Raw genomic sequence first — 15,901 nt, forward strand, 5'->3', positions numbered from 1 at the left:
CTGGAAGCGGTAAATCCGCCACCAGAGCAATCCGTTGGTGCTGCATCATTTTTTTTCACTCCAGAATTCGGGAATGCCGTCCAAATGAACGTCCATTTGGGGATACGGGATCCCAATATCATGTTCATCAAATGCCAGCTTCACTTTTTCCATGGTGTCAAAATATATGGTCCAATAATCTGCCGCATTGCACCAGACCCTGTAATAAAAATTGACAGAACTGGCATCGTGCTGTCCCAATACGATCATGGGTTCCGGCTCGTCCAGTACCAGGGGATCCTTATCGGCGATCTCCTGAAGTAAACTTTTAACCTTTGAGATGTCATCATCGTAACCAACACCAAAGACCAGATCCACCCTTCTGGTGGGTTTTGCAGAGTAGTTCACCGTTCCGCTATTGGACATGTTGCTATTGGGTACAATGATTTTTTTATTGTCCGGGGTGATCAAGATCGTATAAAACATCTGGATCTCCTCAACGGTTCCGGAATACCCGGCTGCATCGATATAATCTCCCACCTTATAGGGTTTCAGCAGCAAGATCAAAACACCGCCGGCAAAGTTGGACAAGCTACCCTGCAGTGCCAGACCAACAGCCAAACCCGCAGAACCCAATATGGCTATAAAGGATGTCATCTGAGCACCCAGCATGGATGCGATGCTGATCCCCAACATCACCAGCAAGGTCACTTTGATCAATGACAACAAAAATGGTCGAAGGGAAACATCCACATTTTTTGCCTCAAAAGCCTTTTTCAAAAAACGCATCAAAAATTTGATGAGGATCCATCCCGCAACGAGAACGACCAGCGCCAGCGGCAGTTTCCCGCTAAATGCAGTGACCTGTTCCCAAATAAAATTCCAATCCATACATTTCCTCCTATCCTAAATCTAATGCTTGTTGTACGCGTATCACGGCATCCTGCACGGCCTGAAGAATTTTTTAGTTTTCCTTCCTTTAACCGTCATACTTTCTAACAGTATACTAGAATCAATACAAGAACTCAACGCATGTACCTGCTCCAATCGAACCAGGAAATAACATCACCATTGCTTCCCACCACCTAAAATTTAAAACAAGAAAGAATTCCTTCGCTGCCCCGAAAGAATTCTCCCCGAACCAATATTATTTTGGGTGCATATTACAGCACCTTCCCATAACCCATTCAAATATAACACCTGCGCCAACTTACAAAAATCAAAAGCCAGTTCCTTTCCATTATACTATTGCCCCTAGGACAATTCAAATACAATTCCATCGGTTGACCTTGGATCAAAGAATCCCCAAGGTCTTAAGTCCAAAAATGAATAATGTAGTAGAAAAAACAGAAAACAAGGTTGTGGTCATGATGATGCTGGAGGCCAACTCTCCGTCTCCATCCATAGTCATTGCGAAAATAAAAGATACCGTTGAAGTAGGTACGCCAAATAGGACGTAAATGTTCAGTAGATCCGCCCCATCAAACCCCATCATAAATCCAGCAGCCACGGCCAAGGTCGGAAAAATCACTAATTTACACGCTACTGCCCAAGCCGTAGCTCGGATTTTGCGACCCACTTTTTGCAAATCAAACGATGCTCCTATGGAGAGCAACGCCAATGGAGTGGCCATTGACTGCACATAGTCGATGGTTTTCAAGGTAAAATCCGGTATAGGCGGATTCAGCCAAACCGCCAATATACCAAAAGAAATTCCAATGATCATGGGGTTACTTGCCAGGTCTTTCATACTGCTTCCTATACTGATTTTCCCAGTACCTTCTGGCTTGTTAAAGGCAAATATAACAAGTGAAAGAATATTGTACAGGGGGATGGTTAAGGCTAAAACCATAGGTGGTTTTGCTCCCAGGCTCCCCAAGATGTTCTCAATAAGGGAAAACCCCACATATAAAAAATTACCTCGAAAAGATCCTTGTATAAAAGTACCCCGCTGGTCCGGATGGATCCCTACGAGGTAGGAAATCAGCCATGCAACACCAACACTGCAAACGATGGCTGCCGCAACAAAAGTAAAAAAGCGCAGATCCACGATTTTTTCGATGTCCATGTTGCGGACATCATTAAAGAGCTTCAACGGCAGAGCTATGTAAAAGACCAAGCGATTAGCTTTTTTTACAAATTCCTGATCAATAAAATCAACCCGCCGCAAAATATATCCTGTCAAAATGACTAGAAAAATGGGTAAGGCCACTCCCAAACTGAACACCAGATTCTGAAACATCCTTTTCCCACCACCTTTCCAAATCATGTATTCATTATACCCGCATCACCAATTCCTGGAAAGGTTCCTTGCCGATTTCTTTAATGAGAACTTTTAGCGACAATGCTACTTCCTCCTACGATGAACGCATGACCCTGTTGGACTTTTTCGTTGCCCATAGTATACTATTAATGTAGGCACTGCGCCCATTCAAAAAATACATGACCCTATAGTCTTGAACTATGGGCAGGAGGATGACCATGGATCTGAAACACCTGGAATACATCGTAGCTGTACACGACGAAGGCAGCATCTCCAAAGCCGCGAAAAAATGTTTTGTATCTCAGCCCACCCTGAGTATCCATTTAAAAAAATTGGAGGCAGAGCTGGGTCTTCCCTTGTTCGACCGACACGGTTTGCGCACCATTCCCACCCAGGCCGGGATCCTTTATGTAGAAACGGCCAAGCAGATCCTGGAGCTGAAAAGGACCCTTTACTCCCAGTTGGAATCCTTTTCCCAGCCGGAAACCAATAGGATCGCCCTTGGTCTCTTTCAAAACATCGGCAGCAAAATGATCGCGGAAGTATACCCTCGGTTCAAAGACCGTTATCCCCGCATTCGTCTGGACATCAACGACGGGCGATACCGAACCCTTCGTACAGGCCTGTTGGGTGAAGCTTTGGATCTTGCCATCATTACCATCGTCCAGCGGGAAGAGGACTTCTCCTATGAAGAAATCAAGAAAGAACCCTTCCTTTTGGCCTGCGCCGTCGACCAATGCCCCGACTCCATTCTTCCCATGATGCAGACAAGGGAAGGTCTCTTTTCCTTTATCCAAAACAAACACTTTATACTGGCTCCAGACGATACCATTCGCCGAGAAGTGGAAAATCAATTTTTCACCGCATCAGGTTTTCGACCTCAAACTTATGACCAGGTCCACAACATCCACACCACCCTGGACATGGTGGAAAAAGGCTTGGGTGTGGCACTGATCCCTGCCGGTTTTTTTGATCCTGCAAAATCCATTCGCCCCATACCTGTACCGGAAAATCCTTCCTGGACTTTGGTTGCTGCAACAAAAAAAGGAAGGGTTTTATCCCCTTCCTTAAAAGTACTGCTTCAGTTGATCCGTGCTTACTATACCCAGGAAAACCATTACCGGTATTAATGCATCCACTCTTCAGCAATACGGACACCTTCCGTTGCATTGGTAGTGAAGGCATCGGCGCCAATGTACTCGCAAGCATCTTTTGTTACCGGATTGCCGCCGATGATGATCTTTAGATCATCACGCAGTCCCTCTTCTATCAGCGCATCCACGGTTTGCTTCATGGCTTCCAATGCCAGGGTCAATACTCCGCTCATGCCCAGCACATCCGGTCGGACTTCCCGAACCTTTTCTACAAAGGCCTCCGGCCGCTGGTCGATGCCGATATCATGAACTTCAAAACCGACGGCTTCCGCCATTCCCCGGTAAATGTTTTTACCAATATCATGCAAGTCACCCTGCACGGTACCGATGACCATCACGCCGATTTTTTCCCGCTTGCTTTTCTTGATGATGGGTTTAAGCAGATCCATGGATTCTGTCATCAATTCCCCGGCAAAGATCAGATCACCTACAAAATAATCTCCTCGTTCGAAACGGTCCCCAACGATGGCCATTCCTTCCTGACAAGCCTGGATCACTGCATCCACTTCGTCCCCTGTCGGATCCATTTTTACAAACTCTTTTAAAAACGCCACGACCTGATCTTCATGAAGATCCCCCAAGTCTTGCGTCAATCGTTTCAATTCCATTTATAACCCTCCCAATTTTTGCATTAAGTATACTTAAATTTAATCACAATGCTTGTGATAAGTCAACAAGAAATTGCAATTTTACTGCATTAATCCAATTTTATGGTATCGACCACCATTTCCACGATCTCAACTTGGGGGGTCGTTTCCACCAATTGAAGGATCTTCTCCAGGCGATTCTCCAAGTCTTGGGCGTGATTTGCACCAAATGCACATCCGATCTCGCTTTGGTCCCACAGGTCCTGGGCTCCGGCTTCCACCACGGAAACCCTGTATCTATTTCTGATTTTTTCCATCAAACCCTTGATGATCCGCCGCTTTTCCTTCAAACTTCCAGACTCCAGGATCCGAAGCTTAAAGACGCATCCCATGACGAACATGATCTTCGCCTCCGTCCATGGTCAAAATGGGTCCGTACAGATCCGGCCTTCGGTCCCGGAACAATCCCCACTCCAACCGTTGCTCCATCAGCTGGTCCAGGTCAAATTCCACCACCAGCACATCTTCCGATTCCCGGTCGCAAGAAGCCAGCATTTCTCCCGTAGGGCCGGCGATAAAGGAAGACCCGTAAAAATCTAAAAATCCGTCGTCCATTTCTTCCCGGCCGATCCGGTTGCTGGCCACCACGGGCACCAGATTGCAGGCTGCATGACCGATCATGCACCGTTGCCAGTGGTCTTTGGAATCCACCTGGGGACTCTCCGGTTCCGATCCGATGGCTGTGGGATACAGCAAGATCTCCGCACCCTTCAGCGCCATGACGCGGGCCGCTTCCGGAAACCATTGGTCCCAACAGATGCCGACGCCAATGCGGCCGTAGGTTGTGTCCCACACTTTGAAACCCGTATCTCCCGGATTGAAATAGTACTTTTCCTCGTATCCGGGACCGTCCGGGATGTGACTCTTCCGGTAGGTCCCTAACAGGGATCCATCTGCATCCACCATGGCCATGGTATTGTACAGTGCGTTGTTTTTTTGTTCATAGAAACTGACCGGCAGCACCACTTTCAGCTCCCGGGCCAACTCCCGAAACCGCTTGATGGCGGGATTTTCTTCCAAGGTCGTGGCCAAATTGTAGAACTCCGGCTTTTCTTTCTGGCAAAAATATGGCGTTTCAAAGAGTTCCTGGATCAGGACGATGTTGGCTCCCTCTCCCACGGCCTTTCGGATCAATCCCTCTGCGCGTTCTATGTTTTCGTCGATGTTCCAGCTGCACGCCATCTGAGTGGCAGCCACCTTTACCTTTCTCATGCTCTTTCCTCCTTTGCTGCTTTCGGGATCTGCTGGGTGATGCAATGGACGTTTCCGCCTTCTTTCACCAGGGACCACCCGTTCACCGTTGCGATCCCACGCTGGGGAAATGCATCCTTCAACACTTCCATCGCCTTTTGGTCCGTTTGGGCGGCGTCTCCGCCAAATACGGGAAGGATCAGACCGTCGTTGACAAAGTAGAAATTCAAATAGCTCAAGGTGGCCCGTTTGCCCCGGTAGGTTGCATAAGGAGGTTGTTCGATCTCCACCACTTCCAGCCTTCTGCCCCTGGCATCCACTTCCCGGTCCAATACTTCCAGACATCGCCGGGTGATGGCGTAGTTGGGATCCTTCGGGTCGCGGCACACCTGCAGGAGCACTTTCCCCGGAGCGGCAAAACAGGCGATGTTGTCGATGTGCCCGTCCGTCTCGTCTCCATCCAGGCCTTCTTCCAGCCAGATCACTTTCTTTGCTCCCAGATGATCTTTCAATGCCTCTTCGATGGCTTCCATGCTCATCCCAGGGTTTCGATTGGGGTTTAGCAGACATTCCTTGGTGGTCAGGATGGTGCCTTCTCCGTCGGAATGGATGGACCCTCCCTCCAGCACCAGGTCGGGACGCTCACGAGCAATATCCGTCATAGCCAAAATCTTCTCCCCCAAGGCGTCATCCAGATCATAGGGTTGGTATTTTTCGCCCCAGGCATTGAATTTCCAATCCACACCAAGACGACTGCCGTCTTTGTCCACAATAATAGTAGGAACACTGTCCCGCGCCCAAGCATCGTTATGGGGGATGGGGTAAAGATCGATGTCTTCTCCCAATCGTTTTCGTAGTGCTCCCATTTCCTCGGGGTCCACGATCAATCCCACCGGCTCAAAAGCTTGGATGGCTCGGATGGTTTCTTCATAACCGTCGCAGACTTCCGTGTAATTGTCCGGATGGACCAGGGAATCGGCAACAGGCCATTGCAGGATGGTTTTTTCGTGGGTCTCCCATTCTGCAGGCATTCTTCTTTCAAACATAAAGGCTGCTCCTTTTCATAGATATAGTCAATTTGCTTTGGTTTTCAAATTTGTTGCCTTTCCGGTTCTGAGATTCTCTCTTTCTGCAGATTCTTGCATTTTGTTGTATAATGGAAGCAAGATATGAGAAAGGAGCACGCCATGGAACCGAAACTGATCAAACAAGAGGACCAACCCGTACTTTGCATTCGCACCACCACCAACACCACGGATCTGTATCCTACGGTGGATGCCCTGACGGAGCAGCTGGAAAAGCACTGCACCAATTTTCAAGTCACACCCACTGGCGTCGTCTATACGGCCTATTCCAATTTCGAAAATAAAAATTTTGATTTGGAAGTGGGGATCCCGACAGACAAGATCTATCCCGGTCTTGAAAACATTCTTTCCACCATCATCCCCGCAGGCACCTATCTGCAAGCCATCTACAAGGGCCCCTATCGAAAGATGCGCCCTTTTTACGCCATGTTGAACGACTGGCTCAAGGAGGCCGGTTACAAAAGCGGCGAAGTCAACTACGAGCGGTATCTGAACTCCACCAAGGATGTGGAGGAAGAAGAGCTCCTGACGGAGGTCCTCCTTCCTGTAGAACCGATCTAGCCCTTCCAGTCAAAGGACGTGCCACACTTGGGGCAAGTGGCCTTGATCTTCCCTTTACCAATGGGTAGGCGCAGCTTGCTCCGGCATTTGGGGCAGGTCCCCAGGCGGTGGTCCACCAGACGGAGGACCTTCTCCTTGTCCAGACCCACCACTACTTCATCTCCTATAAGAAAAGACGGAACGCCTCGAAGGTTCCGGCTGGCCATTTCCTGTTGGGCCGCCGGATCTTTGCTGGCGTTTTTTTCTTGGTAGTGGATCCCTTCCTCCCGCAAAAAAGCTTTCGCCTGGGTGCAATAAGGACAAGTATCCGTAGTATACAACACGACTTTTTTCATGACAAGCACCTCTTTTCTTTTCATTCTCCTATCGGTTATATATCCCCTTTTTCAAGGGCTTTCAAACGGGTTTTTCAAAGGATCTGCAAGGTCCCTTTGGGCAGGGACAGGACCTGTTCGATGAGAACGGCCATCACTTTTGGGTCCTCCATCCCCTCCTGGTACAGATCTGCAATGCCTCCGATGAGGATCTTCAAGGTGTATTCCGGATATTCGATCTGAAGGACTCCTTCCTTCATCCCCTGGCTTATCAAATCTTTGGTATGGTAAATGGCCGATTCCACCAATTTGTTTTTTACCAGCTCAAAGACGCCGGGGTTGGTGTTGGACAAAGCCATCAAGGTGGCGTTCTTTCGGATCACTCCAAAATAAAGGCCTAAAATATTGGAAAGCTTCTCCAAAAAATCCTGTTTCTCGTCTTCGAGGATCTCCATGAGCATCCGGTCCGTCTCCATGGCCAGCCCTTCCACCACCGCTTCCACCAATTCTTCCTTGGAAGAAAAGTAGTAGTAGACCAGCCCTTTGGTCACTTTCGCCTTTTGGGCGATCTTGGCCATGGAGGTCCGCTCCACCCCCAATTCTTCGAAAAGGGTTTTGGCTGCTCCAACGATCTCCATTCTTCGTATTTCCGGTTCTTTCGTGATTCGCATGGCCTTCTCCTCTATTCTACGGATTTCAGCGATTCCACCATGTCGATGTTTCGCAGTTTATAAAACATGAGCACATTGACCAAAACAGCAAAGATCAGGGTCAAAGCAATGGAAAAAAGGTAACTGGACCAATGGATGATCTTTCCGAACATCATATTGTCCACTTCCATGGTATCCATGACGAACTTGTGAAGGACAAATCCCAGTCCCAAGCCGGCCACGGTGCCAATGAAGGACAGGACCAGATTCTCCCGATAAACATAGGCGGATACTTCCTTGCTGCGGAAGCCCAATACCTTGATGGTGGCGATCTCCCGGATCCGCTCCGTGATGTTGATGTTAGTCAGATTGTAAAGCACCACAAAGGCCAAGGCACCGGCGGACAGGATCAGCACCAATACCACATAATCCAAACTTCCCATGGTATCGTAAAACTCCTTTCGGAAGGTATCCGTCAGAGATACTGCCAACACCCCTTCCCTGGAGAGAAGTTTTTCCTTGAAGGGCCCTTCCTGAAAGGCCACTCCTTCCGCCCGATTGAAGATCCCCCCATTATAAACAGGACTTCTCAGGGTCACCTGATCAAAGTATTCCGGAGACATGAATATGTTGTGTCCCAGGTAGTTTTCCGCCAAACCGGCAACAGTGAATTGGTAGACCCGGTTGTCCGTATCCCGGTACTCCAATACGTCTCCTTCTTCGATATCCAGCAATTTCGCCAGTTTTTCCGTAATGACGGCCCCATCCGTTCCCAGCACGTAGGGTTCCTTGCCGATCCGTTGATGAAGGTCGAAGAAACGGGGAAACAGACCCAGATCTTCTGGGATGTAGAGACTTGCTTCAAACTCCCGACCTCCCTTTTCTGAGTAGACGGAAACGGATTCCAGATGGATGGCACCGTACTCCTCCACGTCCGGATTATCTTGGAGCAGTGGGTCAAATCCTTCAAATTTTTCGTTGTCCGGATCGGCCACGACCACCCCGTCGTAGAGGAACACTTCATCGAACTGAACATCGGATATGGCATTGACGGAATCCCGGATGCCAAAACCGGTGAGCAGCAATGCACTGCAGCCGGCGATGCCGATGACGGTCATGAGAAACCGTCTTTTATATCGGAAAATATTTCGGGCAGTGACCTTTTGGATGAAACTCATCCGATCCCACAAGAGCGTAAACCGCTCCAAAAGGATCCGTTTCCCCGGTGGAGGCGCTTTCGGCTGCATCAAGGTAGCCGGTGTGGACCGCAGGGTGGACAAGCTGGCCCCCACTGCCGCCACCGTTGTTGTCAATGTGGCTATGGCCAGGGACAGCAAGGCGTAATTCAAATGATAGGGACTGCGCATGACGGGGATGTTGTACATCCCTCCGTACACCGTCATGATGAGCCGGGGAAACAACTGAAATCCCAGGGAAAATCCCAAGACGGCGCCAGCCGTGCTGGCCACCATGGAATAGATCAGGTATTTGGAAGAGATCCTTCCTGTCCCATACCCCAGGGCTTTGAGTGTCCCGATCTGGGTCCGCTCTTCGTCCACCATTCTGGTCATGGTGGTCAGGCATACCAAGGCTGCCACCAAAAAGAAGAACAAAGGAAAAATCTTTGCTACGGCTCCGATTCGGTCGGCGTCGTCTCCATACCCTGAATAGCCGGGATTTCCTTCCCTGGTGAAAACAAACCATTCTTTGGGAAGTTCCAACAACTGGCGTTGGGCATCCTTGATCTTTTCTTCCGCATCGGCAATTTGGGCCAGGGCGTCTTTTTCTTCTTCCAGGAAGACCTTCCAACCATCATCCAATTCAACCTGGGCTTTCTCCAATTGTAGATACCCCTCATTGATGGACGTTTCCAGTTGAGCCTTGGCTTCTTCCAGCTCTTCTTTTCCTTGACGAACTTTCAGATTTCCTTCCTCGATCTGCATTTTCGCCTGATCCAGCTCTACTTTCCCCGAGTCGATCTCTTCCCGGCCTTCCTGGAGTTCCGCCACACCTTGTTCATAGGCTTTCAGACCAGCACTGTATTCCACTCTGGCCTCTTCCAACTGTCGATTTCCTTCTTCCCACTGGGCCATTCCTGTTTCATAGTTTTCTTCCAGGGTGGCGATGGCTCCGTTGAGGGAGTCTCGAATACCGGTGATGGTGTTTGGATCCGTCGCTCGAAGCACTTGTGCCAGCGCAGGAGAGATGGCCTCGATCTCGATCATCAAGGCTTCGTATTCTTCCGGTGTTGGAAGCTCCGAATCCTCCGGCAGACCATCCCGTACTTCCTTGAGAGCGTCGATGGTCACCGCTAAAGCGTCCAGTTGGGTCTTGGCATTGTCCAGATCCGCCTGACCCGTTTCGATGCGGATCTCGGCGTCATCCAGCTGAAACTTTGCTTCGATCAAATCCATTCGCCCGTCTTGGTAGGTATTGTAACCTTCCAACCATTCTGTGTACCCGTCGATGTACTGTATGGTGGCATATTCCAGCTGGGCCTGGGAGGCTTTGAGCTGATTTTCACCGCTTTCGATCTCCTGTTTGTATCGGGCCTCTTCCTCCTCCAGTTTTCGGTAGCCGTTGTCGATCTCCTGCTGGGCGGATTCCAGTTCTTCCCTGGCTTCCTCCAACTGGTTTTGAGCGTCTTCCTTTTCTGCCAGGAAAATGTCTCTGTTTTCTTCCAATTCCCGCCGCAACACTCCCGTCTCCCGGGCCATTGCCGTTTCTCCAAGGGTTTCCAAGGCATTTTCCGGCCGTCGGACCACTTCCTTGTACTCCTGGGAATAAGCTTGCTTTTGATCTGCATTTTTTACACGAATGTAAGCCTCGTTGTAAAACTCCATGGCAAAGTCGGATTCCATGATGTAGGCAAAGGAATCAAGAGAACCGTCCCCAATATTCGTCTGGCCCCGTTCGAAGGTGATATACAGGGGCGATCGGACAAAACCCACTACTGTAAAGGTTTTTGTATAGAAAAAGTCTTCCCAGCTTTCCTCTTTGGGCAGGACCAGCTCCACTTTCGATCCCAATTCCAGCTCCACCGATCCATACATGCTTTTTTCCAGAAGGATCTCCCCGGATCTTTCCGGCATCCGACCTTCCTCCAAATAAGGGATATTCAGTTCCTTGCCATTTTTCCCTTCCTGGTCTTTCCAGCTCAAGACCTTGACGATGGAAAGCTGGCCCCCCGGCATGGTCATGAACAGATCTTTGGAGTACCCATATTGGACCTGTTCCACGTCGTCAATGGTTTCCATGGATCTTTTGTCTTCCTCTTTAAAACCCAAAGGTGAAATGATCCGATAATCTCCCAACTCCTGGTCCTTGAAATACTCGTCGGCAGAGAGGATCATGTCCGGTTTGGTGGCGTTGATTCCCGCAAAAAAGCTGACCCCCAAAAAAATGATGGCCATGACCGACAGAAAACGTCCTTTCCCCCGCAGGATGGACCGAAACAGGTTCTTCCAGAAGGCTCCGTTTTTCATCACCATTCGATCCCTTCCACAGCCACCGGATTTTTATTGATCACAAAGTCACGGACTTTTCCGCTTTTCATTTTGATCACTTTATCCGCCATCTGGGCGATGGCGGCGTTATGGGTTATGACAATGACCGTCATGTCTTGATTCCTCGATGTATCCTGGAGGAGCTGGAGGATGGATTTTCCCGTTTCATAATCCAGAGCTCCTGTAGGTTCGTCGCAGAGGAGCATCTTGGGATTCTTTGCCAGAGCCCGGGCAATGGCCACCCGTTGTTGTTCACCGCCGGAGAGCTGGGAGGGAAAGTTGTCCTTCCGGTCCTGCAAGCCCACCATGTTGAGTACCGTGTCCACATTCATGGGATCTTTGGAAATCTGGGTGGCCAGCTCCACATTTTCCCGTGCTGTCAAGTTTTGGACCAGGTTGTAAAACTGGAAGACAAATCCGATGTCGAACCGTCGATACTCTGTCAGCATCCGTTCGTTGAACCGGGCCAGATCGGCACCATCCACAGTGATGCTTCCTGAATCGAAGTGATCCATCCCTCCCAGCAAGTTCAACACCGTGGTCTTTCCAGCGCCGGAAGCTCCCAATACTACGGCAAAATCTCCTTTTTCTATTTCAAAATCGACGCCGTCCACCGCTTTGATGACCACTTCCCCCATGGTATAGGTTTTGACCACGTCCTTCAATTGTATAAAAGCCATTTCTGCACCTCCTGCATTCATTCTACTAGCTTTATTTTATCACTGACTGACCGATAGTCAATAACAAATCAAAAAAGAAACCCCCTTAGGGGTTTCCTGCCCGGCACCGGTCAATTCATACACGGAAAAGCAGATCGCCGTATGTAGGGAACGGCCACGCTTCTTCCGATACCAGGGTCTCCAATTCGTCGCAAGGTTTTCGAAGGACCTCCATTGCAGGACACACCTCGAACTTGTAAGCTTTGGACTCTTCTTTGATGTCTTTCACTTCATGGGTCTTGGCCAGAGCCTCTTCCAAAGCTTCCAGCCCTACTACCGCAGCGTCGTAGGCTTTGGTGATCCGATCCAGTTGCTTCTTTTGTCCATCCAACGGTGCACTGGGAAGGATCGACGCTATGCTGCTGATATCCCGGGCCAGCTCCGCTCCATAGTTCATGACGGCCGGCATGATCTCCCGCTTTGCAACCTGGATCATGGTCAAGGCTTCGATGTTGATTGTTTTTGCGTATTCTTCAAACATGATCTCTTGTCTGGCCAGGATCTCCCCCTTGGAGAATACGCCATGCTTTATAAACACGTCCATGTTTTTCTCGTGACTGAACACTTCAATGGCTTCCACCGATGTTTTGATGTTGGGAAGGCCCCGTTTTTCCGCCTCACGGATCCAGCTTTCATCGTAGCCGTCTCCGTCAAAGATGACCTTAAAGTTTTCCTTGACCAGCTTTTCAATGATGGCGCTGAGTTCGCCGTGAAAGTCTTCCGCCTTTTCCAAGCCGTCGGCGATCTCCGAAAGCACTTCCGCCACGATAGTGTTCAAGACGATGTTAGGGCCGGAGATGGACATGGTGGATCCCAGCATACGGAATTCAAACTTGTTTCCCGTAAAGGCGAAGGGAGACGTCCGGTTTCGGTCCGTTACATCCTTTTCAAACTTGGGAAGGGTCTTCACCCCAAGGTCCATGCAGGTATGTCCCGTACAAGAAGTAAGTGCCCCGTTCTTGATCTGCTCGATGATGTCCGTCAACTGCTCTCCCAGGAAGATGGAGATGATGGCCGGGGGTGCTTCATTGGCACCAAGCCGGTGGTCGTTGCCTGGAGATGCTGCAGCCAGTCGCAAGAGAGGTGCATATCGGTTGACGGCGGCGATGACGGCCACCAGGAAGGTCAGGAATTGTGCATTTTCATGAGGCGTCTCTCCCGGTTCCAGCAGGTTCATCTTGTCCGTGCCCATGGACCAGTTGTTGTGTTTCCCGGATCCGTTGACTCCGGCAAAGGGCTTTTCATGAAGAAGGCAAGCCAGATCGTGTCGATTTGCCACCTTGATCAGGGTATCCATGACCAGTTGGTTGTGGTCCACGGCAATGTTGGTGGTGGTGAAGATGGGGGCCATTTCGTGCTGGGCCGGCGCCACTTCGTTGTGTTTTGTTTTGGAAGAGATCCCCAGTTTCCATAATTCTTCGTCCAATTCTTTCATGAAATTGGAGATCCGATCCTTGATGGAACCAAAGTAATGATCGTCCAGCTCCTGGCCTTTCGGCGGTAATGCACCAAAGAGGGTCCTTCCGGTAAAAATCAGGTCTTTTCGCTGCTGGTACAACTTTTTGTCCACGATGAAGTATTCCTGCTCCGGTCCTACTGTGGATGTGACCTTTTGGGTATTGTCGTCTCCAAAGAGACGAAGGATCCGCACCGCCTGGGTAGACAAGGCTTCCATGGAGCGTAGCAAGGGGGTCTTCTTGTCCAAGGCCTCTCCGGAATAGGCACAAAACGCCGTGGGGATGTACAAGGTCCCGTCTTTTACAAAAGCAGGAGAAGTGGCATCCCAGGCCGTATACCCTCTGGCTTCAAAAGTTGCCCGCAGCCCTCCGTTTGGGAAAGAGGAAGCATCCGGTTCCCCCTGGATCAACTGTTTTCCCGAGAACTCCATAATGACCCGGCCATCCCCGGTGGGTTCGATGAAACTGTCATGCTTTTCCGCCGTTTTGCCGGTCATGGGTTGGAACCAGTGGGTATAATGAGTGGCCCCTTTTTCCACCGCCCAATCCTTCATGGCGTTGGCCACTACTTCCGCCACTGCCGGCGTCAACTCTTCCCCATAGTCCAAGGTCCTCTTCAACTTCTTGAAGGTGTCCTTGGGCAGACGTTCCTTCATGGTCACTTCGCTGAATACATTGCTACCAAAAATTCTCGACGTGTTGTTCATTTTTATTCCTCCCTACATTTAAGATCTGCAAATGCAAAAAGGCGCTCTCAACTGTGTTGAGAACGCCATTGTTCCGATGAATATGTTGTTTTCTTGTTTTTCTTTATGATATTGGATTATAACACGTATATTTATTCCGCGCAAGCTTTTTTTGATCGTTTTTTTCGTCAGACTTCTCTGGTCTCCAACTCCCGTTTGTCGTCCCGAATAAACAACCCCATGATCAGGGAGATGACGCTGACTGCCGCCATGACGCCAAATGTGACATTGATACCGAAAATGCTTCCATTGGAAATGCTGGCTCCCATCAAAATACTGACAAATACGGCCGTAGAGATGGATGCGCCAACTTGCCGGACCGTGTTCATAGCTGCCGTTCCGTGAGGAATCAGCGCGTACTCCAACTGGTTCAAGCCCAAGGTGGACAAGGGGGTGGTGATCAGCGCCAAGCCTGCCATCCGGAATGCAAACACGATGGTCAGGTACATAAAGGACGTTTCCATGGTCAATCGGGCAAAGAACAAACTGGATATGGCTACAACGACAAGGCCGATGAGACTCATCAATCGGGCCCCGATCATGTCGAAAAGCCTTCCGGAGATCAAACTGATGACCCCCATGATGGCCGCACCCGGAAAGATCATAAGACCGGATTGGAGTGCGGTCATGCCCAGAGTGTTTTGCATGAACATGGGCAACAACACCTCTGAAGCAATCAAAGTTCCAAACATGATGGTGGTGATGACCACTGATAAGGTGAATTTGGTGTTTTTAAAGACTCGCAGATCCAACATGGCGTGTTCCATGGAAAACTGCCGTTTGGAAAAAAAGACCAAACTCAACAAACCGACGATCAGGGTCCCCAGGACCACGCTGTTTGTCCATCCCAGAGAACCAGCCATGCTGGCGCCGTACAAAATGCCGCCGAAGCCCAGGGTGGACAGGATCATGGACAAAATATCCACTTTCGGATTGGCTTGCTGGGTAACATCCCGAATGGTAAAGAAAGCAAAGGCCAAATCCACAATAGCCACAATAAGGATCACCCAAAAGATGGCTTTCCAGGAAAAGAAATCAACAATGATCCCTGAAATGGTGGGACCTACGGCCGGTGCAAAGGAAATGACCATTCCTACAGCTCCCATGACCTGTCCCCGTTTATGCTTGGGATAGATGATCATCAGGACAGTCTGCATGAGGGGCATCAAAATACCGGCTCCCATGGCTTGGATCACTCGGGCCAACATGAGCAAGGGAAAACTATGAGCCACTATGGCAATAACAGAACCAATGGCGACAAAGCTCATGGCCGCAAAAAACAGATGTCTGGTCGTGAATTTTTCGATCAAGAACGCCATGATGGGGATCATGACCCCGTTGACCAGCATGAAACCGGTGGTCAGCCACTGGGCGGTGCTTTCGCTGATGCTCAACTCCTTCATGATATGAGGTATGGCGGTCAGCAACAAAGATGTGTTCAATATGGCGATGATGGCCCCCAGGATCAATGCGATCACCATGGGTAGCTTGTGCTGGGGTATTTCATTTTGATGTTTCATATGTTATCCTCCGAATTCCATTTAACTACACTTAATTTCTATATTCTACATGAAGTCGTGAGTCAAGTAAATGTTTTCCATCTAATTTTCTACAAAAAACAACTCATCT

Annotated in this window: 14 protein-coding genes; 2 read left to right on the top strand and 12 right to left on the bottom strand. The window is 49.5% G+C overall.

Going from position 1 to position 15,901, the window contains the following annotated elements:
• Positions 1 to 45 precede the first annotated feature (45 nt).
• Together J0B03_RS04710 and J0B03_RS04715 are read right to left on the bottom strand one after the other, a co-directional pair.
• On the bottom strand, positions 46 to 870 hold the full coding sequence (locus tag J0B03_RS04710; protein ID WP_207300706.1) for a mechanosensitive ion channel family protein: 825 nt from the start codon (positions 868 to 870) through the stop codon (positions 46 to 48).
• A 403-nt stretch (positions 871 to 1,273) separates the two neighbouring features.
• A complete protein-coding gene (locus J0B03_RS04715; protein WP_207300707.1) occupies positions 1,274 to 2,221 on the bottom strand; it encodes an AEC family transporter in 948 nt (315 codons plus the stop codon).
• A 239-nt stretch (positions 2,222 to 2,460) separates the two neighbouring features.
• Here J0B03_RS04715 and J0B03_RS04720 point away from each other — a divergent pair, with 239 nt between their 5' ends.
• The gene (locus J0B03_RS04720; protein ID WP_207300708.1) at positions 2,461 to 3,372 is read left to right on the top strand and encodes a LysR family transcriptional regulator; all 912 of its coding nucleotides are present in this window, start codon (positions 2,461 to 2,463) and stop codon (positions 3,370 to 3,372) included.
• Here J0B03_RS04720 and J0B03_RS04725 read toward each other — a convergent pair.
• The 4 genes from J0B03_RS04725 to J0B03_RS04740 all read right to left on the bottom strand — a co-directional run bounded on the left by J0B03_RS04725 (position 3,369) and on the right by J0B03_RS04740 (position 6,280).
• Complete coding sequence (locus tag J0B03_RS04725) at positions 3,369 to 4,004, bottom strand: cobalamin B12-binding domain-containing protein (protein ID WP_207300709.1); 636 nt, start codon at positions 4,002 to 4,004, stop codon at positions 3,369 to 3,371. The two genes, J0B03_RS04720 and J0B03_RS04725, sit on opposite strands and share 4 nt — an antisense overlap.
• A gap of 89 nt (positions 4,005 to 4,093) precedes the next feature.
• Positions 4,094 to 4,384 carry a DUF503 domain-containing protein gene (locus tag J0B03_RS04730; protein WP_207300710.1) on the bottom strand — a complete coding sequence of 97 codons (291 nt, stop codon included), beginning with the start codon at positions 4,382 to 4,384 and terminating at the stop codon, positions 4,094 to 4,096.
• Positions 4,359 to 5,255 carry an N-carbamoylputrescine amidase gene (aguB, locus tag J0B03_RS04735; protein WP_207300711.1) on the bottom strand — a complete coding sequence of 299 codons (897 nt, stop codon included), beginning with the start codon at positions 5,253 to 5,255 and terminating at the stop codon, positions 4,359 to 4,361. Before aguB ends, J0B03_RS04730 begins: the two co-directional genes overlap by 26 nt.
• Positions 5,252 to 6,280, bottom strand: coding sequence for an agmatine deiminase family protein (locus J0B03_RS04740; RefSeq protein WP_207300712.1), 1,029 nt, complete (start codon positions 6,278 to 6,280; stop codon positions 5,252 to 5,254). Before J0B03_RS04740 ends, aguB begins: the two co-directional genes overlap by 4 nt.
• A 123-nt stretch (positions 6,281 to 6,403) precedes the next feature.
• Here J0B03_RS04740 and J0B03_RS04745 point away from each other — a divergent pair, with 123 nt between their 5' ends.
• Complete coding sequence (locus tag J0B03_RS04745; protein WP_207300713.1) at positions 6,404 to 6,880, top strand: GyrI-like domain-containing protein; 477 nt, start codon at positions 6,404 to 6,406, stop codon at positions 6,878 to 6,880.
• On the opposite strand, the gene J0B03_RS04750 is transcribed toward J0B03_RS04745, so the two are convergent.
• From J0B03_RS04750 to J0B03_RS04775, 6 genes are all read right to left on the bottom strand, one after another.
• On the bottom strand, positions 6,877 to 7,215 hold the full coding sequence (locus J0B03_RS04750) for a glutaredoxin domain-containing protein (RefSeq protein WP_207300714.1): 339 nt from the start codon (positions 7,213 to 7,215) through the stop codon (positions 6,877 to 6,879). The two genes, J0B03_RS04745 and J0B03_RS04750, sit on opposite strands and share 4 nt — an antisense overlap.
• Before the next feature lie 74 nt (positions 7,216 to 7,289).
• Positions 7,290 to 7,865, bottom strand: coding sequence for a TetR/AcrR family transcriptional regulator (locus tag J0B03_RS04755; RefSeq protein ID WP_207300715.1), 576 nt, complete (start codon positions 7,863 to 7,865; stop codon positions 7,290 to 7,292).
• Positions 7,866 to 7,876: 11 nt separating this feature from the next.
• Positions 7,877 to 11,335 (bottom strand): ABC transporter permease, encoded by a 3,459-nt coding sequence (locus J0B03_RS04760; protein WP_207300716.1) that lies wholly within the window; start codon positions 11,333 to 11,335, stop codon positions 7,877 to 7,879.
• Positions 11,329 to 12,030, bottom strand: coding sequence for an ABC transporter ATP-binding protein (locus J0B03_RS04765; RefSeq protein ID WP_207300717.1), 702 nt, complete (start codon positions 12,028 to 12,030; stop codon positions 11,329 to 11,331). Before J0B03_RS04765 ends, J0B03_RS04760 begins: the two co-directional genes overlap by 7 nt.
• A gap of 115 nt (positions 12,031 to 12,145) precedes the next feature.
• The gene (locus tag J0B03_RS04770; RefSeq protein ID WP_207300718.1) at positions 12,146 to 14,233 is read right to left on the bottom strand and encodes a glutamine synthetase III family protein; all 2,088 of its coding nucleotides are present in this window, start codon (positions 14,231 to 14,233) and stop codon (positions 12,146 to 12,148) included.
• 167 nt (positions 14,234 to 14,400) lie between these two features.
• Positions 14,401 to 15,792, bottom strand: a complete 1,392-nt coding sequence (locus J0B03_RS04775) for a DHA2 family efflux MFS transporter permease subunit (protein WP_207300719.1) — start codon at positions 15,790 to 15,792, stop codon at positions 14,401 to 14,403.
• Positions 15,793 to 15,901 lie beyond the last annotated feature (109 nt).

The sequence above is a fragment of the Alkalibacter rhizosphaerae genome (assembly GCF_017352215.1).
In the GTDB taxonomy this organism is placed as follows: domain Bacteria; phylum Bacillota; class Clostridia; order Eubacteriales; family Alkalibacteraceae; genus Alkalibacter; species Alkalibacter rhizosphaerae.